22 protein-coding genes are annotated in these 22232 nt (G+C 48.5%); 12 read left to right on the top strand and 10 right to left on the bottom strand.

Annotation, left to right across the window (positions count from 1 at the left end):
- Positions 1-41: 41 nt before the first annotated feature.
- Positions 42-1073, top strand: a complete 1032-nt coding sequence (locus tag H6G50_RS18530; protein ID WP_190719548.1) for an ROK family protein — start codon at positions 42-44, stop codon at positions 1071-1073.
- A gap of 80 nt (positions 1074-1153) precedes the next feature.
- Here H6G50_RS18530 and H6G50_RS18525 read toward each other — a convergent pair whose 3' ends face one another.
- On the bottom strand, positions 1154-1795 hold the full coding sequence (locus H6G50_RS18525) for a phosphoribosylanthranilate isomerase (RefSeq protein WP_190719545.1): 642 nt from the start codon (positions 1793-1795) through the stop codon (positions 1154-1156).
- A gap of 343 nt (positions 1796-2138) precedes the next feature.
- Here H6G50_RS18525 and H6G50_RS18520 point away from each other — a divergent pair, with 343 nt between their 5' ends.
- Positions 2139-2534, top strand: coding sequence for an FHA domain-containing protein (locus H6G50_RS18520; RefSeq protein WP_190719542.1), 396 nt, complete (start codon positions 2139-2141; stop codon positions 2532-2534).
- Positions 2535-2618: 84 nt separating this feature from the next.
- Here the strand turns inward: H6G50_RS18520 and H6G50_RS18515 are convergent, their stop codons facing one another.
- Both H6G50_RS18515 and H6G50_RS18510 read right to left on the bottom strand, forming a co-directional pair.
- Positions 2619-3143 (bottom strand): MogA/MoaB family molybdenum cofactor biosynthesis protein, encoded by a 525-nt coding sequence (locus H6G50_RS18515; protein WP_190719539.1) that lies wholly within the window; start codon positions 3141-3143, stop codon positions 2619-2621.
- 13 nt (positions 3144-3156) lie between these two features.
- The gene (locus H6G50_RS18510) at positions 3157-4089 is read right to left on the bottom strand and encodes a glycosyltransferase family 2 protein (RefSeq protein WP_190719537.1); all 933 of its coding nucleotides are present in this window, start codon (positions 4087-4089) and stop codon (positions 3157-3159) included.
- A 106-nt stretch (positions 4090-4195) separates the two neighbouring features.
- Here H6G50_RS18510 and H6G50_RS18505 point away from each other — a divergent pair, with 106 nt between their 5' ends.
- Positions 4196-4579, top strand: coding sequence for a hypothetical protein (locus H6G50_RS18505; RefSeq protein WP_190719534.1), 384 nt, complete (start codon positions 4196-4198; stop codon positions 4577-4579).
- Positions 4580-5223: 644 nt separating this feature from the next.
- Positions 5224-6213, top strand: a complete 990-nt coding sequence (locus tag H6G50_RS18500) for a pentapeptide repeat-containing protein (RefSeq protein WP_190719531.1) — start codon at positions 5224-5226, stop codon at positions 6211-6213.
- 316 nt (positions 6214-6529) lie between these two features.
- On the opposite strand, the gene H6G50_RS18495 is transcribed toward H6G50_RS18500, so the two are convergent.
- The 3 genes from H6G50_RS18495 to hisC all read right to left on the bottom strand — a co-directional run bounded on the left by H6G50_RS18495 (position 6530) and on the right by hisC (position 9307).
- On the bottom strand, positions 6530-7357 hold the full coding sequence (locus tag H6G50_RS18495; RefSeq protein WP_190719528.1) for an ABC transporter permease: 828 nt from the start codon (positions 7355-7357) through the stop codon (positions 6530-6532).
- Positions 7358-7387: 30 nt separating this feature from the next.
- The gene (lepB, locus tag H6G50_RS18490) at positions 7388-8020 is read right to left on the bottom strand and encodes a signal peptidase I (RefSeq protein ID WP_190719525.1); all 633 of its coding nucleotides are present in this window, start codon (positions 8018-8020) and stop codon (positions 7388-7390) included.
- Positions 8021-8248: 228 nt separating this feature from the next.
- Positions 8249-9307 (bottom strand): histidinol-phosphate transaminase, encoded by a 1059-nt coding sequence (hisC, locus tag H6G50_RS18485; protein ID WP_190719523.1) that lies wholly within the window; start codon positions 9305-9307, stop codon positions 8249-8251.
- A gap of 371 nt (positions 9308-9678) precedes the next feature.
- Here hisC and H6G50_RS18480 point away from each other — a divergent pair, with 371 nt between their 5' ends.
- From H6G50_RS18480 to ilvC, 5 genes are all read left to right on the top strand, one after another.
- Positions 9679-10632, top strand: a complete 954-nt coding sequence (locus H6G50_RS18480) for an isoaspartyl peptidase/L-asparaginase (RefSeq protein ID WP_190719520.1) — start codon at positions 9679-9681, stop codon at positions 10630-10632.
- Positions 10633-11046: 414 nt separating this feature from the next.
- A complete protein-coding gene (locus H6G50_RS24490) occupies positions 11047-11466 on the top strand; it encodes a Uma2 family endonuclease (RefSeq protein WP_206756578.1) in 420 nt (139 codons plus the stop codon).
- Complete coding sequence (locus tag H6G50_RS24485; protein WP_206756577.1) at positions 11457-11693, top strand: Uma2 family endonuclease; 237 nt, start codon at positions 11457-11459, stop codon at positions 11691-11693. Before H6G50_RS24490 ends, H6G50_RS24485 begins: the two co-directional genes overlap by 10 nt.
- 125 nt (positions 11694-11818) lie before the next feature.
- Positions 11819-12640 (top strand): potassium channel family protein, encoded by an 822-nt coding sequence (locus H6G50_RS18470; protein WP_190719517.1) that lies wholly within the window; start codon positions 11819-11821, stop codon positions 12638-12640.
- Positions 12641-12765: 125 nt separating this feature from the next.
- On the top strand, positions 12766-13758 hold the full coding sequence (gene ilvC, locus H6G50_RS18465) for a ketol-acid reductoisomerase (RefSeq protein ID WP_190719514.1): 993 nt from the start codon (positions 12766-12768) through the stop codon (positions 13756-13758).
- Positions 13759-13835: 77 nt separating this feature from the next.
- On the opposite strand, the gene ahcY is transcribed toward ilvC, so the two are convergent.
- Both ahcY and H6G50_RS18455 read right to left on the bottom strand, forming a co-directional pair.
- The gene (gene ahcY / locus H6G50_RS18460) at positions 13836-15113 is read right to left on the bottom strand and encodes an adenosylhomocysteinase (RefSeq protein WP_190719511.1); all 1278 of its coding nucleotides are present in this window, start codon (positions 15111-15113) and stop codon (positions 13836-13838) included.
- 216 nt (positions 15114-15329) lie between these two features.
- Positions 15330-16442, bottom strand: a complete 1113-nt coding sequence (locus H6G50_RS18455; protein ID WP_190719509.1) for a DUF389 domain-containing protein — start codon at positions 16440-16442, stop codon at positions 15330-15332.
- Positions 16443-16558: 116 nt separating this feature from the next.
- Between H6G50_RS18455 and H6G50_RS18450 the strand changes: the two genes are divergently transcribed.
- Positions 16559-16924: a hypothetical protein gene (locus H6G50_RS18450; protein WP_190719507.1), complete on the top strand. Its 366-nt coding sequence runs from the start codon at positions 16559-16561 to the stop codon at positions 16922-16924.
- A 64-nt stretch (positions 16925-16988) separates the two neighbouring features.
- Complete coding sequence (gene hemH / locus H6G50_RS18445; protein WP_190719706.1) at positions 16989-18161, top strand: ferrochelatase; 1173 nt, start codon at positions 16989-16991, stop codon at positions 18159-18161.
- 15 nt (positions 18162-18176) lie between these two features.
- Here hemH and H6G50_RS18440 read toward each other — a convergent pair whose 3' ends face one another.
- Entirely contained in the window at positions 18177-20222 is a 2046-nt protein-coding gene (locus tag H6G50_RS18440) for an ABC transporter ATP-binding protein (protein ID WP_190719504.1), read from the bottom strand.
- A gap of 12 nt (positions 20223-20234) precedes the next feature.
- Positions 20235-21398, bottom strand: coding sequence for a glycosyltransferase family 4 protein (locus H6G50_RS18435; RefSeq protein ID WP_190719502.1), 1164 nt, complete (start codon positions 21396-21398; stop codon positions 20235-20237).
- Between the two features lie 378 nt (positions 21399-21776).
- Between H6G50_RS18435 and H6G50_RS18430 the strand changes: the two genes are divergently transcribed.
- Positions 21777-22136 (top strand): hypothetical protein, encoded by a 360-nt coding sequence (locus H6G50_RS18430; RefSeq protein ID WP_190719500.1) that lies wholly within the window; start codon positions 21777-21779, stop codon positions 22134-22136.
- Positions 22137-22232: the final 96 nt, after the last annotated feature.

Genomic DNA, 22232 nt, shown 5'->3' with positions numbered 1-22232 from the left:
TCGCAGGCGATTCACACCGATTCATCGCACATTCAAAAACTATGCACGTTTGCACGCCATCTACCACCCAGCGCCGTTCCGACCGGCGCGCCGCAACTCGCGAACCCCTCATCTTAGTCTTTGACTTCGGGGGAACCAAACACGCCGCAGCCTTATTAAAACCCGGTCAGCGCCACTGGCAGGAGTATCGGCGCGTATTAGCACCGCCAGGAGCGGATGCAAAAACAGATTTAGAAATCGCGCGTTCTCTGGGGCGCGAACTCCTACAAGGTCGCACGCCGCTTGCAATCGGTGTTAGTTTTGGCGGTCCAGTCAACGCCGCAACGGGAGAGGTACGCCTTTCACATCACGTCCCCGGCTGGGAAAATATTCCCCTCAGTCGCATTCTCGAAGACGAATTCGGTGCGCCCGCAGCCGTCGATAACGATGCGAATGTCGCCGCACTGGGCGAATATCGCTTTGGGGCGGGGCGAGGATACAATAGCCTATTTTATATCACCGTCAGCACGGGAGTTGGCGGCGGCTGGATTTTGAATGGCAAACTCTGGCAAGGAACTGAGGGAATGGCTGGAGAAATCGGCCATACGGTCGTCGAACCGAACGGGCCGCAGTGTTTGTGTGGAAAACGCGGCTGCGTGGAGCGTTTGGCTTCCGGACCGTATATGGCGGGCGATGTGAGATCGCAACTCCTCGAACAGCCAGAACGCGGCGAGGTTCTACGCACGTTAGTGGGCGGGAAACTGGACGCAATTACAGGTCAAACGGTAAGTTTGGCAGCGGAGGCGGGCGACGAAGTGGCTCGGGCGGCGATCGCGAAAGCGGGTTGGGCGTTAGGAACGGGTATCGGCAACGTTGCTAATTTAATTAATCCCCAATTATTTGTCCTCGGTGGCGGCGTAACTAAAGCTGGCGAACAATTTTGGCAAGTGGTGCGTCAAACTGCCGAAACAACAGCTTTGCCTGAAGTTCATTTCCAAGTTATTCCTGCCGAACTGGGCGATGAAGCGCCTTTGTGGGGGGCGGTGGCGCTAGCAGAAGATTTGTTAGCACTGAGTTATGCTTCGGCTTCGTAAGTCAGTCTTGTGGGGGGAAAGTTAATTGATAATTGATAATGGACAACGCACGTTATCCATTGTCAATTGTCCATTATCAATTATTCAATGGTCTTTATTGCTCTCAAGCGCTCGAATAGTTTCGCGACTCGCGTTAAATCTTTATCTCCCGGCGATCGCTCCACGCCACTAGAAAGGTCGATCCCGTTCGGTTTGAGTTGCTCTAAGGCTTCGGTAATGTTATCGGGGTTCAGCCCCCCCGCTAGGAACCAAGGCAGGGGGGAATTAAAAGTTGCGATCGCATCCCAATCGAGCGTTTGTCCGGTTCCGCCCAACTGTTGGGGATGGTAAGCATCCAGCAGAAGACCATCGGTGCAATCGCGATATGCTTCTGCTAGGGCTAGGGATTCCGACGTTTTAATTTTTAAGGCTTTAATTGCTTCAATATCGGGCAGAGCTTGGCGCAGTTTCCGACAGAAATCGGGCGATTCCTTACCATGTAACTGCACGCCTGTCAACCCAGAGCGGGCGACAGCGTGACAAATCTCAGCAATCGACGCATCCGCAAATACTCCAATGCGATCGACGCGAGTGGGGAGGGCGCGCGTCACTTCTTGCAGCGCATCTAGGGGAATATAGCGGGGAGAAGAAGGAACGCAAATAAAACCGAGGGCTGTGGCTCCCAGTCGCGCGATCGCACAACCTTGGTCGGCACGGGTAATTCCGCAAATTTTAACTCGCATGAGTCTGGATTGAGAAGAGGGTTGAAAATATTGCTTCTACAAGCTATACATAAAAAGAACTAAGCAATCGCCAAAATGGAGTATGTTTTCGAGCATTATTCGGAATATCTCCCGAAGGATCGTCCGTCAATTGGGTTTAACGCTTTCCGTATCAGCACGGGGCTTTACCTGAAGGGACAATTGTATCCCGAAACCCCTCCTCTAAATAAGAGGGCTTTTAGGATAAAATCATCTTCAACTAGCTGGGGAATTTAACGCTCTATAATAAGAAGCTGCAATAACCTAGGCTGGCTCGAAAATGAATCAATTCATTTGCAAAACTTTCGCAAAGCATGAACTTTAGGTGATTACTCTGACTCTGCTGCATCCACTTCAGGCTGTGCCAGTTCAAAGTTGGACCTTCGATCCGAACTCCACAATCGGGATAGGACGCTCGACGGACAACGAAGTTATACTTTACAGTGCTGTAGTTTCCCGCCATCATGTTGAAATCCGACAGCGAGATGCTCAATGGGAAATTGTTAACTTAGGAGCGAATGGAACTTACCTTGATGGCAAGCGTATTAATAAAGCAACCATAACCGATGGCATGATCGTGCGCTTAGCCAGTTCCGGCCCTCAAATTCAAATTCGACTCGGGCGCGGACTCAATGGTGACGGCGTGGAAATTGCCAGCAATGTACCGATGGGTACGCTATCGGACAACGATCCCTCTAAGGACACGATAATTACTGAGTAACCCTCGCTAACTAAATTGCCGGTCGTGGAAAACACGGCTAGAGAGTCAGTCCAATACTCGCTTTTGAATCAAATCAATGATTTGTCAGTCGTCCCTTGTGGGAGGATTGAGTTGACCGACTAAATGAACCAGTTCGGGCAAAATTAGGCGCTTCATCGCCAAGGTAACGGCTGCTGTAGAGCCGGGAAGGGAGAAGATCGGCTTATTGCGATACGTCCCCGCGATCGCGCGCGAAGCGATCGCGCGGGAACCAATTTCTTGATAGCTCAGAAAGCGGAACAGTTCGCCAAACCCCGGTAAAGTTTTTTCAAGAAGAGTCGCGATCGCATCGTAAGTCGTATCGCGCGGCGCAATGCCCGTTCCGCCATTAAAAATTAGAACTTCAACCTCGTCACGCTTGCACCACTGAACGAATAGTTCTTGAATGCGAGCCGGTTCGTCGGGAATAATTTCTCGAGCCACAACGCGATGCTGCGCCTCTAGCAGTAAAGTTTGGAGAATGCGCCCGCTGCGATCGGTTTCCAAGGTGCGCGTATCGCTAACCGTAATGATGGCACAACCTACAGTACGATTCGGTTCGTCAGGATGGGGAATTGAGTTATCGCTCATCAGTCATCGCTTATCAAAGTGAAGGTTTGGAAAGACTTAGCATTCCTTTAATCGCGGCGCTCAAATAGCCCAACTGACCGTAAGCATAGACAAGATTATCGAAGCGCTCGGCCGGATCCGAGAAATATTTTAAGCTTTTGTAGAGTCCGCGTGCGATGCGCTCGCCGCCGCGTCCGAGTTGAGCGATTCCCGTCCGCCCTGCTGCCTCCTCGCGGTAGCACTCGCTAATCCCCTGCCACCAACTGCGCTGTAAAAACCACTTCGGATCGATCCGTTCGGGAGCAACGTTATGGGCGACGAGAGCATCGGGGAGATAAGCCACTTGCCAGCCTTTTGCGATCGCGAGTTCCGTCATCAAGACTTCTTCGTTAGACAGTAGATTTTTGCCTTTTCGCCCCAAATTCGGATCAAAGCCCCCTATTTGCTCGAGAAACGTGCGACGGAGCGAATAATTGAGACCTCGGGGTGTAAGTCCGGGTTGTCGGATATAGGTAACAGTATTACCGAGATCGTACAGTCCTAAGTTACCGGCGAGTCCCTCAGAAATCCAGTTAGGGGGTTCGATGCCCTCGGGCCAGATTAAAGTTACTTTCCCGCCAGCAACCGCCAGTTTATCGTTATCGCGGTAGGCGGCCAGGAGAACGTTCAACCAGTGAGGGCTGGCAACCGCATCGTCATCTAAATAAGCCAGAATCGGGGCGCGGCTTTCGTTTGCCCCTCGGTTGCGGGCGACGGATAGCCCGATCGCGTCTTCGTAGATATATTGGAGGCGAGGATCGCTGAGGCGTTCCTCAACGACGGTCCGAGTGCGATCGCTTGAAGCATTATCCACGACTAACACCTCAAAATCATCGCAGGTTTGAGCCAATAAGCTATCAATCGCTGCACCCAAGTAATAATCCCGATTGTGGGTACAGATAATCGCAGCAATTTTAGGTTCGGACATATTTTGCGCAAAAAGGACGTTACAGGAGTTTTAGCATTTTCCCGCGCGAGTTGAAATTCAATTTCTGAGGCGCTATTGTATTGAATGTCTTGGTATCGCTAGGATTATGGAGCGGATCGAGGATTATTTACGAAGCTCGCTCGTCTTTTTGGTTGCGATCGCCGGAACGCTTGCCGTTTTGTTTTGGGGAACATTGAATGGCGAGCGCGACCGTCGGATGCAAAACACCGTTCAACTCCAGCAGAAGTACAAAGTAATTTACGATCGCATTCAGTACGGCGCATCTTATCAAGAAATCGATGCTCTGGTTTTGGATAGATTAAGAGTCTACTGCGATGACGATCTGCCCCAAAAAGTCAAGTCGCCTAATCGCTGGTGTCACTGGCAAGGCGCACCCACCCTCACCCTTTCTATTGAATTTAACCCTGAAAATCGAGCGATTGAGAAAAAACTTTACTACGATAAAGAGCTTGGATTGGGACAAAAATAAATTGATAGATCGAGGGCATTAACTTAAGGCGAGACGGATCGGGGATCGATCGCGTACTTATGAGGTTGCGGGGGAACAGCACAGAGCCTCGAAAGAATTACCGCTCAACCCAGTTTCGAGCAAAACGCGATCGACAAGAGCCGTTCTCTTGCATTCCCGAGGGAAGAACGATTATCTTTAGTAAATATCGAGCGTCTTCAGCTACGCGATCGCTCGGAAAATGTCAACTCACTCTTGACATTTTAGGAGGCTTGTGATAAAGAAGCTTAAAACACAAGCGCGATCGTCCGGCTCAATATTTTTTGACAGACTGTATGCCATCGACTAAAGCCTTGGGAGCTATAAATTTGGAAAGATGGTTTGGGTTATTATTTGCCCCTTTGTAGCGGCAAATTTTTCAGTTTGAGTTCCCGATAACCCAAGCAGTAACAGTAAAACACCGTGCTGTATGACAGTGCTTTAAGGCGGTCGCTTCAATCAGCTTTAAGCTAAGGCTAGAGGGCCGCAGACACAACCTAATTCAAAATTTAAAATACTGACTTAGTGAGTATTTTGAATTTTGAATTCCGCTGCAAGCGGTACATCGGTTCATTGGGTTCAATCTACCTCCGCATTGACCGCGAGAAACCATTTACCATTATTTTATGAGTACCAGTGAGTTATTTAAGACTGACGATCTGTTAAATCAATACTATCGAGGAGAGCGCAACTTTCAAGGTATTCAATTACCGAAGGCAGACCTCAGTCGAGCCTGTCTTAGCTGCTGCAATTTTAGCGAAGCTTTCCTCAAAAAAACTAACTTTACCCGCGTTCGTCTGATTGGCAGCAATCTTAAAAATGCAAACTTGTGCCGAGCGAACTTCTTCCGAGCGATGCTCGTGGATGCGAATTTATCCCAAGCCAATCTGAGTGGTGCAATCCTTGCAGAAGCCGATTTAACCGGCGCGATTCTTCAAGGTAGCAATTTAAACGGAGCCGACCTCAGATATGCTTCCTTAGTCGGCAGTAGTTTACTAGGCGCGCAACTGCTCGGTCGCGTTCGACTCAAGGGCGCGAACCTCACCTCAGCGACACTCACTCGCGCCCGAGTCGCAGAAGCTAACTTAAATGGAGCAATGCTGGCGCGCGCCGTCCTGACGGAAGCTGATTTGAGCTTAGCCACACTCAAGGGTGCAATTCTGATTCGAGCCTATCTCCAGCGCGTTAATCTTCGAGGTGCAGACCTTCAAGGAGCCGACCTTAGTTTTGCCGACTTGCGCAAAGCCGATCTCTCGGGGGCTAACTTGAAAGGGGCAAATTTGGAGGGGGCAAATTTAAGCTATGCTAACTTGATAGGGGCCAACTTTCGGCGGGCGAACCTTCAAGAAGCCGACTTAAATAACGCGAGTTTGCAACAGGCACAATTGAGCAACGCTAATCTATCGGGAACAAATTTACTTGAAGCAAATTTAGAAGCTGCTAATCTTCAACGAGCGGATTTGCGTCAAGCCGGTTTATTATTTGCCGAGTTAGGAGGAGCAAATTTAAGCGGTGCTAATCTCCAAGATACGAACTTAATCGGAGCAAAATTGGATCGAGTTAAGCTGTCGGATAGCGACCTCAAGCGGGCAATTCGACTAGGAAGTAATGGATAATGGATAATGGATAATGGATAATGAATGGCACTGAAATAAGGGTTTAAAAATTGCCCAAAGCATCGATCTTTCGTAGGGTGGGCAGCGCCCACCAGTCTTAAGTCAGTGCCATTCGACAATGAATAATTGATAACTAATAACAGTTAAAAGTTAACCGCGATCGCAGTTAACTTTTAACTGAATAATACCCATTGAATATGATGTTCCACAAAATCGACTCCTCTCAATTTTGGGTTAGGATAATGGTGCGTTACGCTTCGCTAACACACCCTACTTTTAGATTTTATGTAGCTTCATATCAATCGGGTATAACGCTCTAATCCTGTTGGTGGGAAAATTGGTAAGCGCCCCAAACTGAAAGCGCGATCGCGGCGGCAAATAAAATCGGCAGCGAGTACCACGGAAACTCGGCTAGCGGGCGGTAAGCGGCAGCGCGCAGTCCAATGCTGGTGTAGGTTAAGGGCAGGCAGAACACCACAGCTTTGAGGGCGGCGGGAAGGGTGGAAGGATCGAAAAAGGTCGCCCCGAGAAAGGACATGGGAACGATGACGAAGTTGTTGTAAAGTCCTACACTTTCGAGGGATTTTACTCTTAAGCCGGTAATTACGCCTAAACCGGCGAAAACCGCGCAATTAAGGATTAAGACCAACCAAAAGAGCGGATTGAGGAAACTCCAAACTTTGCCAGTGAAGAGGACGGCGAGAAAGACGACGGAACCGGAAGTCATTAAACCTCGGAGGATCCCTGCAATCGTTTTGCCGAGGTGAAGGGCGAGGGGATGGACGGGGAGAAGCAGTAATTCTTCAAAAGTTTTGCTAAAAAGGCGATCGCCGCAAATGGAAAAGGTTGTCCCTCCAAAGCTAATGGTCATCGAGGAGAGTGCTGCCATTCCCGGTAAAATGAATTCTAGGTAACTATCGCCCACGGGTGGTGTCATCGCTCGATCTAAGGTACTGCCCAATCCCAAGCCAAAAGCAAGGATATAAATGGCGGGGGAGATTAAACCCGTCGCGACGACTTGCGGAACGCGCACGCGCAAGTCAAGCCATTCACTCCAAAATACGGTCCAAGTATCGTTCCAAAGGGTTTTCCATTGGGCAGTGCGATCGCTTTTTTGGGCGTTGAATGCAAGTTGAGATTTCACAGAAGAAAGGAGGGTTTCAGAGTCGTTAAATTAGGTAAGTTCGATGGGATTATTCGCATTCTCATTCCCTCGAGAAATCCAACCGAGACGATTCAGCGGCCAAAAGCGGAAAAAGGCGCGTCCAATGACATTACGTTGGGGTAAAAATCCCCAAATATGGGAGTCGTTGCTATTATTGCGATTGTCGCCCATCACCCAGATTGTATTATCGGGAATCGTAACGCGCTGTAAGTCGTAATTGGGCGCTTCGGCGATGTAATCTTCTTTGAGGGCGAGGTTATCGAGGTAAACGGTGCGATCGCGCACTTCGACAGTCTGATGCGGCTCGCCGATGGTACGCTTGATAAACGCTTGGTCGGCTTGATAGCCTAATGCTTGGAGTTGGGGTGGCGGTTCAAAGACGATAATATCGCCGCGTTGGGGCGGATGGAAGCGATAGGAAATTTTTTCGACGATGACGCGATCGCTGACTTCTAGGGTCGGCAACATGGAATCTGAAGGAATGTAGCGCGGTTCGGCGATGAAAGCGCGAATAATAAGAGCAATTAACAGCGCGATCGCGATCGTTTTACTGTTACTTTTAACTTGTTCCCAAAAAGTTAATTCAGAGGATGTTTTTTCGGTTTCTGTTGGGGTAACAGCAGGTTTTTCTTTCGAGGTCATGGGGCGGAATTCAAACTTTAACTAATATGATACATTAAAAGGGGATTCGTAATTCGTAATTCGTAATTCGTAATTCGTAATTACTACCCTACAAGTCACAAATTTAGTAGACATCTCCAGAGACCCGGATATTGGTACAGCGCATCAAGGGTTTCAAGATAACGATCGGGTCGCTTTTAAGCGCAAAATGCAATAGAAATGTTATTTAACAGCGCCTATAAAAAGTTGTTATTTTCTTAGAAAAAGACTCACTTCATCTAACAAAGCACTATTTTCGTCCGGCGTACCAATGGTAATTCTTAGTTTATTATCTAAGCCCGGTTGTTTGAAATAGCGGACAAAAATGCCTTGCTGTTTGAGATTTTGATAAATCGCTTCGGCATTGTGCTGCGGGGGAACGGTAGCAAGAATAAAGTTGGCTTGGGAGGGTAAAACTTCAAATCCTAACTTGCTTAAAGCTGTTGTAACGCGATCGCGTTCTACCTTCACCTTTTGGGCGCTAGCATTCTTATACTCCACATCCTGAATCGCCGCCGTCGCCACCGCACAAGCGATCGCGTCCACGTTATAACTATCCTTAACCTTAATCAACCCTTCCAACAGCACCGGATTCGCTACCCCAAACCCAAACCGCAATCCCGCCAGTGAATATCCCTTCGATAGCGTTCGCAAAACGATAACGTTCTCGTACTTCTTCACTAAGGGTAACGCCGTCGTTTCCGCGAAATCGACATACGCTTCGTCAATGACTAATACCCCCGACAAATTCGCCGCCAACTTATCGAGTAACTCTAACGGAATCGCCGTTCCCGAAGGACTGTTCGGACAGGCAATAAACGTAATTGCCCCTTGCGCCTCGATTAATGCTTCCACCGGCAAAGTAAAATCTTCTGGATACGGCACTTCAATCGTTTCTGCGCCCTGAATTTCCGCCAGCGTGCGGTAAAGTACATACGTGGGCATTGGATAGACGACTGCGCGCCCCGGTTCGCTGCAAGCGCGCATCAACATCGTCAACAAGTCATCGCTGCCATTCCCCGCTAAAATCCAATCGCTAGGAATGCCTAAAACAGCACTCGCTGCTTCGCAAAACGTCTGCGCCATCGGGTTAGGATAGCGGCGTAACAATTCTGGGGCAAAATCCTGCAAGACTGCCACCGCTTTGGGAGAGGGCAGGTAGGGGTTTTCGTTGGTGTTGAGTTTGATAACTTTGACGTTCGGGGGCGGTTGTTCGCCGGGAACGTAGCCAGACATAGCATCGACACTGGGGCGGAAGTAGGAAGACATTTAGTAATTCGTAGTTTGTAATTCGTAATTCGTAATTTGGAAATGGAGAATAGCAATCACGCCTAATGTGAATTAGAAGCCAGAAAGATAGATATTACTGTTCTTTCTCCCCTCTCCCACCGATGGGGAGAGGGGCTGGGGGTGAGGGAAATCAAGACTTTTGGATAATGCACATCAAACGTCAATCAGTATTTGTAATTCATAATTCGGGAATGGGAAACAGAAATTAGTATCGGTTCAACTCACATATTTTAATATACAGTTTCACCTTCACGGGAGAGTTGTGGGGATTCGAGATCTACATACCGGATCCGCGATCGCGATTTTCTGAGACAATCGAACGGCACGCACACAAGCAAGAGAGAAATTTGATGTCTGCATCGAAAGTACAACCTAAATTGATTATCCACGGCGGCGCGGGTTTGTCGCTCAAGAGTAAAGGCGGCGTGGAGGCGGTTCGGAAAGCGCTTCACGGTATTGTTGAGGAAGTCTACGCACTGTTGCAAGCGGGCGGGAGCGCCAAAGATGCCGTCATTAAAGGCTGTCAGTTGCTCGAAGATGAACCGCGCTTCAATGCAGGAACGGGTTCGGTGTTACAATCGGATGGCAATATTCGTATGAGCGCATCGTTGATGGATGGCGCAGTGCAGCGCTTTAGCGGCGTAATTAATGCTTCGCGCCTCAAAAATCCGATCGCGCTGGCAGAATTCCTGCAAAATGAAAGCGATCGCGTCCTCTCCGATTATGGTTCGGCAGAATTATTGCGAGAACTGAAAATCCCCGCTTACGATCCCCTCACCGATTTGCGCTTGCAGGAGTGGATTGAAGAACGCAAGCAGAATTTTAGCAAAGCAATGGCGGGAACCATCGCCGAACCGGAGTTAACCGGAGCCAGACGCGGTACGATTGGCGTGGTGGCGTTGGATGCTGAAGGGCAACTCTGTGCGGGAACTTCGACGGGCGGTAAAGGCTTGGAGCGTATCGGGCGCGTCAGCGATTCTGCCATGCCTGCGGGGAACTATGCAAACGGGCGCGCGGCGGTGAGTTGCACGGGGATTGGCGAAGATATCATCGATGAATGTTTGGCAGCGCGAATTGTCGTGCGCGTGACGGATGGGTTATCGCTTTCCGAGGCGATGGAACGTTCGTTTCGGGAGTCGAAGGAGAGGGGGCGAGATTTTGGCGCAATTGCATTATCGGCCGACGGCGCGATCGCGTGGGGAAAAACCAGCGAAATTTTGCTCGGTGCGTACCATACCGGCGCGATCGTGGGCGATACCTTAGAATGGACAACAGAAGAAGAAGTAAGCGGCTCTATTGAATAACCCTTCAGAGCGCCTTACTGGACTGGCAATTTATCGAAAAATTTGGGTTTAAAACCCCGTCCTTCCAGGACGGCTTTTCATGTCCGTGCTAGAATATAGCACAGCGGGTCGGGTAATCAACCGCTCTAAAAACCCAGTTGCCGAAAGGTACAACGCTGAACCTTGAACAATTAAATCTATGCGGTTCTACTGCATTTTCCTAGACTCGGCCTCGCAGTAGGTAAAAGATTTAGAGGAGCTAGGCAAACAGTCCTTTGAAACATATTGTTTCACGCCTCAAAAAGAACTTGAAGCAATTCAACTAGGGTAGGGCATACCCGAAGTCGCTTGGGGAGAGTCCCACCTCTGGGGTAGGCATTGCAAGGTATCTACTTTAAGTGGTCTCGTTGAACCAAGAATCCCCACACCTTTAGGTTGGGGAGTGTCAAGAATACAGCATTCCTCGAACAACTCGATACTCAAACCGAACAGCGTTTGATTCTAAGCAATATGAGTTGGCAGGACTATCTGACGCTTGACTCCGTACTCGAAAACGTACCGGGATTGCGCCTGACTTACTGCCAAGGATTGCTCGAAATCAAGATTCTTTCCCCTCGACACGAACGCGAAAAAAAAACGATCGCTCGCTTATTAGAAACCTACGCCCTCGCTAAAAATATCGACTTGCACGGCTGCGGTTCGACTCCCTATCGCGCTCAAGCAGAAGGCAGCGGTTTAGAACCCGATGAATGCTATTGTGTCGGCGAGCTAAAAGTGTTCCCTGTTTTCGAGGAAACCTCGAAAATAGGAGCGGGACACGGGAGATTCCCGATTTCGCAGTTGAAGTGGTGGTAACGAGCGGTAGTATCAATAAATTGCAAGTTTATTTGGGTTTAAAAGTGCCTGAAGTTTGGTTTTGGCAGAACGGCAAGTTTTCTTTATATCGCTTGCAGGAGGGAGGGTATCAGCCCTGGGAGAAAAGCCAATTTTTTCCCGAACTCGACTTTGTTTTTCTCGCGAGTTTTGTCCAACCGGACAATCAACCGGCGGCAGTTCGGGAATTTTTCCAGCGATCGCGTTAATGCTAGAGTTGTAGGGCGGGTATTGCGTTTCCTCGCCCCTACTCGCTCGGCAATGCCCACCCAGACCATTTTGTCAAGAGCGAGTTATTAACCGCCTCTCTTGCTAGAAGGGTGAATTTTCAGAGATGGAATTGGAACCCGAAAAGAACGGAAAACCGCCCGTTGAATTCGAGAACGAAGCTTTAGTTCAAGCGATCGCACAATCCATTGTCGATCGCGTCAATTTATTCGCCCCTTCCGCTGATTCCCCGTCAGAAGTTCTCCAGCAAAACTGCTATCCGCGTCACCGTCGCCTCATTCGCGTTCGAGTTGCGATCGGCGTTTTCACCGCGATCGGTTTGCTCTACTCAATTTTTAATACCTTCCATCAAGTTTTTCCCCACAGCCATTTAGTCGAACTCGCCCTTTTTCCCTCCCTTCTCAGTCTGTTTTTAGGATTAGCATTAGTCGTTTTACTCATCCTTGAAATTTTTATCGGCGCTGGGATGGATATAGAAGTCGAAGTCAAGAAAGCTAACAAAGTTTACAAAGAATATCAATTTATTCCCTCTTTTAGTAAACTTCCGTATTTGCTTTTATTTTTAGGCTTGAGCTTCTTTGCTATTTTATTGGGTTTTGCCAGCTTTAACTCCGAACTTTATCGGAGCGATCCGTCTAACTTTGATGGCTTTCAAGAAGGATTCATCGCCATTTATTTCTCCATTGTCACCTTTTCCACTGTCGGTTACGGCGATATTCATCCCGTCTCGTATCTCGCACGTACTGCTGCAATTTGCGAGATATTTATTGCGATGTTCTTCAATCTTATCGCGCTTTCAATGACTTTATCCTGGGTCATGGCCTACGAACAAAGTCAACACGCCGTCTCGATTAAAAATCGCATTCAAAAACTGCACCAGCAAACCGCGAAGTCAGAACTCGAACGCGATCGCGCTTCAAAATCTTGACAAAATCAATATCTTATGTATCTATTACCGCTCAACCCGATAATTCAATATTCCCTCGTCCCACTTGCGATAAAATTAAAAGTTTGCAGTATCGAAACGCACAACTGGCGACAAGGAAGAAAACGATGGCTCGAATGTACTATGATGAAGACGCAAATTTAGACTTATTAGCGGGTAAAACCGTTGCAATTGTGGGTTATGGTTCCCAAGGTCACGCCCACGCCCTCAACCTTAAAGATAGCGGCGTTAACGTCATCGTCGGTCTTTATCCCGGTAGCAAATCCGCAGCCAAAGCCGAAGAAGCAGGCTTAAAGGTGCATAGCGTTGCCGAAGCTGCTAAAGCTGCCGATCTCATCATGATTCTGCTGCCCGATGAAGTGCAGAAAACCGTCTACAAAGAAGAAATCGAACCGAACTTGAGCGAAGGAAACATTCTCGCTTTTGCCCACGGGTTTAATATCCACTTCGGACAAGTCGTTCCGCCCGCCAACGTCGATGTTATCATGGTTGCGCCGAAAGGCCCGGGACACCTCGTGCGCCGTACCTACGAACAAGGCGAAGGCGTACCCTGTTTGTTTGCGGTGTACCAAGATGCCACCGGACAGGCCCGCGATCGCGCGATGGCTTATGCTAAAGGTGTTGGTGGCACTCGCGCCGGTATCCTTGAAACTACCTTCCGCGAAGAAACCGAAACGGATCTCTTCGGCGAACAAGTCGTTCTTTGCGGCGGTTTATCTGCCCTGATTAAAGCCGGATTTGAAACCCTTGTCGAAGCCGGATATCAACCCGAACTCGCCTACTTTGAATGTCTCCACGAAGTTAAATTAATTGTCGATCTTGTCGTTGAAGGCGGCCTCGCAAAAATGCGAGATAGTATCTCCAACACCGCAGAATACGGCGATTATACGCGCGGCCCTCGCATCGTTACCGATGAAACCCGCGCCGAAATGCGACAAATCCTTAAAGAGATTCAAGACGGTAAATTTGCCCGCGATTTCGTCCTTGAAAATCAAAGCGGTAAGCCCGGATTTACGGCGATGCGCCGTCAAGAAGCCGAGCATCCGATTGAGGAAGTCGGTAAAGATTTGCGCGCGATGTTTAGCTGGTTGAAGAAATAAGAAGAGGTGGGTTTGAGACTCGCTCAAACCCACCTAAATTTGTTACGTTTTTAAAGTAATCGAGCTATCTCAAAACTTTAAGTCCCCGCCGTCCAAGAGTTAATATACTCGATCTGATCGGCTGTCAAACTATCGATTTTGATTCCCATTGCTTGCAGTTTCAAGCGTGCAATTTCTTTATCGATTTCCGTGGGAATATTGTAAATTTTGGGTTCTAATTGACCCTTATTTTTAACCAGATATTCGCACGCCAGCGCTTGGTTAGCGAAGCTCATATCCATCACGGCGCTAGGATGTCCTTCAGCAGCCGCCAGGTTCACCAAACGTCCTTCCCCCAGAACAATAATCGATTTTCCACTCTTCAAGCAATACTGTTGAGTGAAAGGACGAACTTCTTTGACTTCAGTCGCTTCTTGACCTAAAGATTGTAGGTCGATTTCGATATCAAAGTGACCGGAATTGCAAACAATTGCCCCATCTTTCATCGCCGCGAAATGTTCGGGACGGATAACGTGCTTGTTACCCGTAACGGTAATGAAAAGATCGCCTTGAGAAGCGGCTTCTGCCATCGGCATGACGCGGAAGCCATCCATAACAGCTTCAATCGCTTTGGTGGGATCGATTTCGGTTACGATAACATTAGCACCCAGCCCGCTCGCACGCATAGCAACGCCTTTACCGCACCATCCGTACCCCGCAACCACAAGGGTTTTACCGGCTAAGAGAATGTTGGTGGCACGGATAACGCCGTCGAGAGTCGATTGTCCGGTTCCGTAGCGGTTGTCAAAGAAGTGTTTGGTGTCAGCATCGTTGACGTTAATAGCGGGGAAAGTTAAAACCCCATCTTTCAGCATCGCTTGCAAGCGGACGATGCCGGTGGTGGTTTCTTCGGTTGTGCCGATAATATCAGAGATTTGACTTTGGCGCTCTTTGACCAGGGTAGCGGTTACGTCGCTGCCGTCATCGATAATAATGTTGGGTTTATGGTCGAGAGCAATGTTGACGTGGCGGTGATAAGTGTCGTTATCTTCGCCTTTGATAGCATAGACTGGGATACCGTAATCGGAGACAAGGCTAGCAGCTACATCGTCTTGAGTGGAGAGGGGGTTGCTGGCGATTAGGAGAGCATCAGCACCGGCATTACGCAGCGCGATCGCGAGGTGAGCCGTTTCGGTGGTAACGTGGCAGCAGGCTACCAAGCGAATTCCGGCTAGCGGCTTTTCAGCGGCAAATCGTTCTTGAATTTGCCGCAAGACAGGCATTTCCCGTCCTGCCCATTCGATGCGTTGTTTGCCTTTTGCGGCTAAGTTAATGTCTTTAATTTCGTACTTGGGTTGAGTTGCGGTTGCAGTCATTTAGGTTCTCGTCAACAAACTTACAATACAGTCATTCTCCAGGGTACTCGATCGCCGTTCGTAGCGGAAATGCCAACCGCGCATTCCATCGTTGGGAAATAACCCTGAAATCAGAAAAAATCACTCGCCGAAAGCTCGATATTTCCTAGGGTTAGCAGCGCTCGCCTTAAATCAGGACGACTCCATTCATCATTGGAGAATGGTGCTGGTTGCTTCTCAATTTTCAGTCGGTTGCACGAAACCGGGTAATGTTTCCGTGCGGATAGAACGGGAAGGGGTTTCGTCTACTCTATGCTTTCCTGCCTCGGAATTTTCATAACTGGCCTGAATTTTTTGCACTTCATTGACAATCGCCACCAGCGTAAAAGGTCGTTGCATTTGAGCCGAAATGAACTTTTCCACTTCAGCGACTTGCTTGGATGTAATCATTTGAGCGTCCCTAGCATTGGGGGTAAAGTCAATGAAAAGATAGACGGTGGGAGGCTTACCCGTCCAATCGACTTGGTTTCCTCGTAACGAAATACCTGCTTGATTTAAGGTAATGGTTCGACGTAGCAGCAATTGATTAATCGTGGCTTGCAATTGCTGCTGCCGAACCAGTTTGATGAAGTTAGTGCTGAGGGGAAGTAAGAGCAGAACGGTAAAAAAACTCGTTAGGAGTAAGGAACGACTCAGGCGACTGTAACCCGCTAAAATGAACACCAACTGGCAAGCGAAGACGATCCCGAATAAGTTGGTTAAATACAGGAGAAAAGCACCAGAACCATAGGAGACAATTCCCTGCGATATAGAGAGTCCGACGACGCACAAAGGAGGCATTAAGGCGACAGAAATCGCCGTTCCAGCCAGGACATCGCTAATGTCTTTGCGAATTTTGGCAAAGCCGCTAACTCCGCCTGCTGAAATTGCAATCCCGAGATCGATTAAGTTAGGCTGCGTTCGCGAGAGAATTTCCGAGCCGAGGGGAGGAATGCGTGCAAGCCAACCAATCAGGAATGAAAGCCCAATGGCCAAGAGGGTTCCTCCCACGAGCGAGAGTGTTGCTCTGCGCAATAGCAACCAGTTGCCTTCGAGGAACCCTAGAGCAAGGGCGCGCAGGGGTAACATCAGGGGTGCAATTAACATTGCACCAATGATGACGGCAGCGCTGTTGTTGACGAGTCCGAAAGTTGCGATCGCGCAAGAACTTACAATTAAGACTTCATAGTTAATCGTCCAACGCGCGTCTTCCAATAATTCGCTTTCTAACTGTTTTCCGGCTTCCCGGTCTACTGGACGCGGCAAGTAGCGGCGCAAGTTTCTCAATTGACTTAAGTATTGTTGCTGCATAAGCGCTACGATCGGGGTTTAACGCTCTGAGGATTTTAGGCGCATCTCGGAATTCGCCAAAGCGATTCTGAGTTTTCCGAACCGACTTGGTAATTCCGGTAAACTTCATTCATTTTATGAGCAAATCCATTTTTCCCTTTCAACTATCGAGGTCTCTTTTCATCGCAGATCTCGGTTCTCCTAAGCTGACGATTATCGCTGAAGAAGCGCCGCCCCCAAAAATTGAGTTACGCGAACCCGTGGCTGCACCTTCGCTTATCGATGTCAATGCTCAGAGTCTCGGTTATGTCGGCGTAATCTTATTTGCGCTCACAATCGCGGCCGCTGTCGGCCTCGTAAGGCGCAGACGAGTCATCGGCATCATTTTGGCATTGATGGGCGCGCTCGCGATCGCGGCCTTCGTGCTGCCCCGACGGTTCGAGCGGCTCCAAAAGTCCCCTCGCCCAGAATCGCTTCTCGACAAGGGTTCGCATCAAACTTAACGTATCGCGGGATCTATTGTTAAACTTAGTAAACAATCTGAAAGTTTTAGAGACAAAAATTCATATGGCGCGCGTAGGAGTATTATTACTTAATTTGGGTGGCCCTGACGAATTAGAAGATGTTCGTCCGTTCTTATATAACTTGTTCTCCGACCCAGAAATTATTCGCTTGCCTTTTCCCTGGTTGCAAAAACCCTTAGCCTGGTTGATTTCCACCCGAAGAGCGAAAACTTCTCAGCAAAATTACAAGCAAATCGGCGGCGGTTCTCCACTCAGAAAAATTACTGAAGCGCAAGCCGAAGCGCTGGAGGAAAAACTAAAAGCAGAAGGATGCGACGCGCGCGTTTATATTGGGATGCGGTATTGGCATCCCTTCACTGAAGAAGCGATCGCGCGTATTAAAAGCGATCGCCTTGACAAAATTGCCATCCTCCCCCTTTACCCCCAATTTTCGATCAGCACCAGCGGTTCGTCGTTCCGGATTCTTGAAAAGATGTGGCAGGAGGAACCCGCCCTTCAGCAACTCGATTATACAGTCATCCCCTCTTGGTATGACAATCCGCGCTATTTACAGGCGATGGCCGATCTCATCGCGGCCGAACTCGACAAATTTCCCGAAAGCGAACGCTCGGAGATTCAGATCTTTTTCAGCGCCCACGGCGTACCGGCAAGTTATGTCACTGAAGGCGGCGATCCTTATCAAAAAGAAATTGAGGAATGCACTCAACTGATTATGCAAACCCTCAATCGCCCCAATCCCTGGCTACTGGCGTACCAAAGTCGCGTCGGCCCGGTGGAATGGCTCAAACCCTACACAGAAGACGCGCTCAAAGAACTCGGTGCGGCTGGGGTTAAAGACCTTCTCGTCGTTCCCATCAGTTTCGTGTCCGAACACATCGAAACCCTCCAAGAAATCGATATCGAATATCGGGAAATTGCTGAAGAAGCGGGGATTGAGACGTTCAAGCGCGTTCCCGCTCTTAACGTTTATCCCGGCTTCATCAATGCCTTAGCCGGATTGGTTATTGATGCTTTAAACAGTCCCCCTCGTACCTTTTCTGAAGTTGCTCGTCCTATGAAAAAAGCGATGAAGATGTACCCTCAAGAACGTTGGGAATGGGGGATGACCTCTACCGCCGAAGTGTGGAACGGTCGCCTCGCGATGCTCGGTTTCCTCGCCCTACTCCTCGAACTGATTAGCGGTCACGGACCCCTTCATTTTGTCGGATTGTTGTAATCGGAATGCCGAACTTTAACCCGGGGGCAACATCGGTGCTTTTTCCTCGAAGGATTGAATGGTTTTGAGAATCTGTAAGGCGGAGTCGTAAGATTCCTCCATCAGTTCCTTTTGTTCTTCGGGACTATCGACGAGATCGTCAGCGAGCAATCGGAGGGAACCGAGCATGGAGTTCAAACGGGTTCGGATATCGTAGGAGAGGCGGGTTCGGATTTCTTGGGAGGCGGCTAAGGAAGCGCGAATCAGAGCTTCGTTGCTGGGGAGGGTCATTCGGGCGCGATCGGAGAATTGCATATTATACAAGCGCGCGTAGTGACCGTCCTTTTTCGTTAAGAGTTCATCGTGAGTTCCAATTTCCACAACGCGCCCTTTGTCCATGACGGCGATTTGGTGTGCTTTTTGGATGGTGGAGAGGCGGTGAGCGATGACGAGGGTGGTGCGTTCGCGACAGAGTTCGTCGATCGCACCTTGGACGAGGCGTTCTGAGACGGTATCGAGGGCGCTGGTGGCTTCGTCTAAGATTAGGATATCGGGATTCCGCAGTAGCGCCCGCGCGATCGCGAGACGCTGGCGCTGTCCGCCGGATAGCATCACGCCGCGATCGCCGATTTCTGTCTCGAAACCTTGGGGCATACTACTGATAAACTCGTAGGCATTGGCCCGTTTGGCTGCTTTCAGGACATCTTCGTCCGTCGCCGCGTCCATCCCATAGGCGATGTTATAGCGAATCGTATTATTGAATAGAAAGGTATCTTGGCTCACGATCCCCATCCCTTTTCTCAACGAGCCAATATTAAACTCTCGGATATCGATCCCATCAAAGGTAATTCTGCCCGCGCTCGGATCGTAAAATCGCGGTACTAAGTCTGCAACCGTCGATTTTCCTGCCCCTGATGAGCCGACAAGGGCAACGCTTTTGCCTTTAGGAATCCACAAATCGATCTCTCTAAGGACTAAATCGTCGCTTCCGGGGTAAGCGAAACTTAAGTTTTCAAAATGGATGCCTTGCTCGAGTTTGATATAGAGTTTGTTGCCGTTGGTCATTAACGGTTTATCTTCGCGCCGTAGGAAGTCGGAAACAATTTCGACGCTAGGAACGGCATTGGCAAATTTGCTCCGCGCGCCGTTGAGGTTGCTAACCACGGGAATCAGGCGAGTAAGCAAGAATAAGAATGTCCCAATCGTTGCGATCGCAATTCTCCCAGCAAACAGCGATCGCCCCGCTACAACGATCGATAAGACGAGCAGTATCCCTAAAACTTCATTCAGCGGTCCCATGATTGCATAGTTCGCTTGAGACTGCAATTCGGCTTGCTCGCGCTCTCGAATTAACGATTCGGCGCGATCGTATTCGATATCTTCATAATTTACTGTTTTAATCACGCGCATCCCCGCTAAAATTTCGAGTAGCTTATTCGTAGACTCTCGAGATTTTTGACTGAGAACTTTACCGTAAGATTTAGCTCGTTTAATGTAGTAATTGTTGATAAGTGCAACGATGAATAATAAGCCTGTTGTAAAAACGGTTAGCTGCCAAGATAAGCCGATCAATAAAATCAGAAAAACAAAGATCGTACTAATACTTGTGAACATCCCAACAGCAATCCCAATAGCATTCGCCGTTCGCCCAATCTCTTGGTTGAGTAAATTTACAATGCTTCCGAGTTTGTTCTTAGCATAATAGTCTAAATCTAATTCTAGAAGTAGTTTTAGTCCTTCTAGCCGCATCCCGTTAACTAAAGTTTTTGAGAAATAACTGCCCACGAGAAGCGCTGCATAATTCGCTACATTTTTGAAGACAATTAAACTAAATACAGCCCCTAACATTACCAGTAATTTCGTGTTTTCCGGAAATACGTCAAACAATGACAAAATCTTTGCCAAAGCAGGCGGTGCTTTTTTAAAAGCAACATCTTGCCCCAAAAAGCCCAGCAAAACCGGTACGATAAGAGCGGTTCCGATGCCATTAAAAAGTGCGCCAGAAAAGCTTAAAACGACCGTTAAAATAACTAATAAACGGGAGCGCAGAGCAAATTTTAGGAGGAGCCGACTTGCGGACATTCTTTTCTATTCCTAACGATGAGTTAAACCTTCGAGAATTTTAGCCAAGATTTCAGCCATTGTCTTGAGACTATAGCGCTCTACACAGCGCTGTCTGGCTTGCAATCCGATCGCGTTAGCCGCCTCTAAGTTCTCGAAAATCCACTGAATTTTGTCGGCGAGTTGTTCCGGAGAAGACGGATCGCTCAAGAAACCGCGATCGCCTAAAATTTCGGGAATATCGCCGACACGAGTCGCCACAATCGGCTTAGCCATTGCCATTCCATCCGTCAGCTTAATCGGGAATTGGGCGCAGGCGGTGCGATTTTCGCGCTGGGGTACGACGACGACATGGGCAGCCGCTACCACTTCTGGCATTTTATCGATCGGCGTTGACGGCAGTTTGACAATCCAACGCGGCCATTGGGAGAGTAGCGATTCGACATAACCGTCGCCAATCTCTCGTCCGCCGACCAACACCAGCTTGAGATCTTCTTGGTTCAAGCGATCGAGCGCCGCCAAGATATCCTCTAATCCTTTATGCGGTCGTGCCGTTCCCGGAAACATTAACACGCGAACGTTTTCCAAACCATACTTAGCACGGCAAGCATCAGCGTTAAACCGACTTGGATCGAAGAGATCCGTATCCTTCCCGTTGGGAAGATAAGTGCCACCATATCGCTGCTGCAAAAATTTAGTATCGGCGGTAATCGCATCGGCGCGACGAACGTATTGCTCGATTTGCTGGAGGTAGAAAGGATGCTGGGGATTTCTCAATGCGCCATCTTTTTTGAGTACATCCCGAGCCAGTTGCTTAGGAGTTGGACGATAGCGCCAGTCATCCCCGCCAAACCAACTCATCTCCCAATCGTCGATATCTAGAACGACTGGACGGCGTGAGAAAAAACGTTTGAGTAAGCCGATCCCAAAGCTTGTCGGTCTAGGTTTGACCGCGTACAGTACGTCGCCATCGAGGATTGAGAGGAGTTCGCGGGCTGCGGCGAGGATTTGGGGATAATTGCGACCTCGCACCCACTGAACGGGAAGATTGCTTGGGGGCAGGGGGTAAAGATTTTCGCCGAAGAGAAAACCGAAAACTTTAACGTCGCAGCCCAGCTTTTGCAGGACTTGTCCGAGTAAATAAACTCGGGTTCCTCCGCCGCCGGATAAGTCGGGTGCTAGGAGCGAAACTTTCATGAAATGCTGTTCGGACTGTTGAATCTTGTCAGTTGTGGGGAAAGCGGTTGAGGATTTAGGGAGCGATACTGGTTATCATAGGTTCCGCGCGAGTCCTTAATTACAGTAGCGATAGCAATTTTCCGGGACAGCTTGATTGCACCCCGGAGAATTACTTGTTAGTAATCCCTCCAAGTTTACTGTCTCGTTCCCAAGTTTGTCCACCAATCTTTGAAGTCTACTTGCTGCAACTGCACGGCAAGACTGGCTCTGCTTACCTCTTCCTGCTTGCAGATATCGTTTGATTTTTGTTGCAATACGAGCAAGGAGAAGCTTTTAGCCTTTTTTAAAGTTATTATATTATTGTGCCTTCTTGAAACAGATGTACTAACTTTTGCTGTGAGAAAGTTTTTAGACCTTATTATTGGTATTGCTTTAATAACCTGCTTGTTAGTCTTAGTGAGTTTAGCAGTCCCTATAGACTATCCGGGGCATTTTAATTTTGATGAGTCAATCGAACTCACACGGGTTCATTTACTAAAACGAGGCTACATTTTTTATCAAGAGGTTTGGAGCGATCATCCTTTAGGACTTCCTAGAACTTTTGATTTTTTCTCTAATTTTATTGAGATAAATTTACCGTCTTCTCGACGTATTGTTCTGTTTATTTCAACGATAAATATTTTTGTTTTCTACACTATTTTAAGATTAAACTGCGATCGTATTGCTGCTACTACTGCCACTTTAATATTAATATAGCAATTTTCACGTGAGTGAGGTACAGTCAAAGAGAAGGTTAGAAATGCCATTATGAAAGCCTATTCGACGGAGTTTCGTCAAAAAATCCTGGAGACT

It is taken from the genome of Oscillatoria sp. FACHB-1406 (assembly GCF_014698145.1).
Classification (GTDB): Bacteria; Cyanobacteriota; Cyanobacteriia; order Cyanobacteriales; family Spirulinaceae; genus FACHB-1406.
The sequence above is the reverse complement of the archived record's forward strand: the minus strand, read 5'-3'. Positions and strand labels throughout refer to the sequence as shown.

What these genes read in the sequence shown, in the direction of transcription:
- H6G50_RS18435 (WP_190719502.1), bottom strand. Translation starts at nt 21,398, where the DNA reads ATGAAAGTTTCGCTCCTAGCACCCGACTTATCCGGCGGCGGAGGAACC.
- hisC (WP_190719523.1), bottom strand. Translation starts at nt 9,307, where the DNA reads ATGTCTTCCTACTTCCGCCCCAGTGTCGATGCTATGTCTGGCTACGTT.
- hemH (WP_190719706.1), top strand. Translation starts at nt 16,989, where the DNA reads ATGGCGCGCGTAGGAGTATTATTACTTAATTTGGGTGGCCCTGACGAA.
- H6G50_RS18480 (WP_190719520.1), top strand. Translation starts at nt 9,679, where the DNA reads ATGTCTGCATCGAAAGTACAACCTAAATTGATTATCCACGGCGGCGCG.
- H6G50_RS18510 (WP_190719537.1), bottom strand. Translation starts at nt 4,089, where the DNA reads ATGTCCGAACCTAAAATTGCTGCGATTATCTGTACCCACAATCGGGAT.
- H6G50_RS18450 (WP_190719507.1), top strand. Translation starts at nt 16,559, where the DNA reads ATGAGCAAATCCATTTTTCCCTTTCAACTATCGAGGTCTCTTTTCATC.
- H6G50_RS18525 (WP_190719545.1), bottom strand. Translation starts at nt 1,795, where the DNA reads ATGCGAGTTAAAATTTGCGGAATTACCCGTGCCGACCAAGGTTGTGCG.
- H6G50_RS18530 (WP_190719548.1), top strand. Translation starts at nt 42, where the DNA reads ATGCACGTTTGCACGCCATCTACCACCCAGCGCCGTTCCGACCGGCGC.
- H6G50_RS18505 (WP_190719534.1), top strand. Translation starts at nt 4,196, where the DNA reads ATGGAGCGGATCGAGGATTATTTACGAAGCTCGCTCGTCTTTTTGGTT.
- H6G50_RS18470 (WP_190719517.1), top strand. Translation starts at nt 11,819, where the DNA reads ATGGAATTGGAACCCGAAAAGAACGGAAAACCGCCCGTTGAATTCGAG.
- H6G50_RS18515 (WP_190719539.1), bottom strand. Translation starts at nt 3,143, where the DNA reads ATGAGCGATAACTCAATTCCCCATCCTGACGAACCGAATCGTACTGTA.
- ahcY (WP_190719511.1), bottom strand. Translation starts at nt 15,113, where the DNA reads ATGACTGCAACCGCAACTCAACCCAAGTACGAAATTAAAGACATTAAC.
- lepB (WP_190719525.1), bottom strand. Translation starts at nt 8,020, where the DNA reads ATGACCTCGAAAGAAAAACCTGCTGTTACCCCAACAGAAACCGAAAAA.
- H6G50_RS18440 (WP_190719504.1), bottom strand. Translation starts at nt 20,222, where the DNA reads ATGTCCGCAAGTCGGCTCCTCCTAAAATTTGCTCTGCGCTCCCGTTTA.
- H6G50_RS18500 (WP_190719531.1), top strand. Translation starts at nt 5,224, where the DNA reads ATGAGTACCAGTGAGTTATTTAAGACTGACGATCTGTTAAATCAATAC.
- ilvC (WP_190719514.1), top strand. Translation starts at nt 12,766, where the DNA reads ATGGCTCGAATGTACTATGATGAAGACGCAAATTTAGACTTATTAGCG.
- H6G50_RS18455 (WP_190719509.1), bottom strand. Translation starts at nt 16,442, where the DNA reads ATGCAGCAACAATACTTAAGTCAATTGAGAAACTTGCGCCGCTACTTG.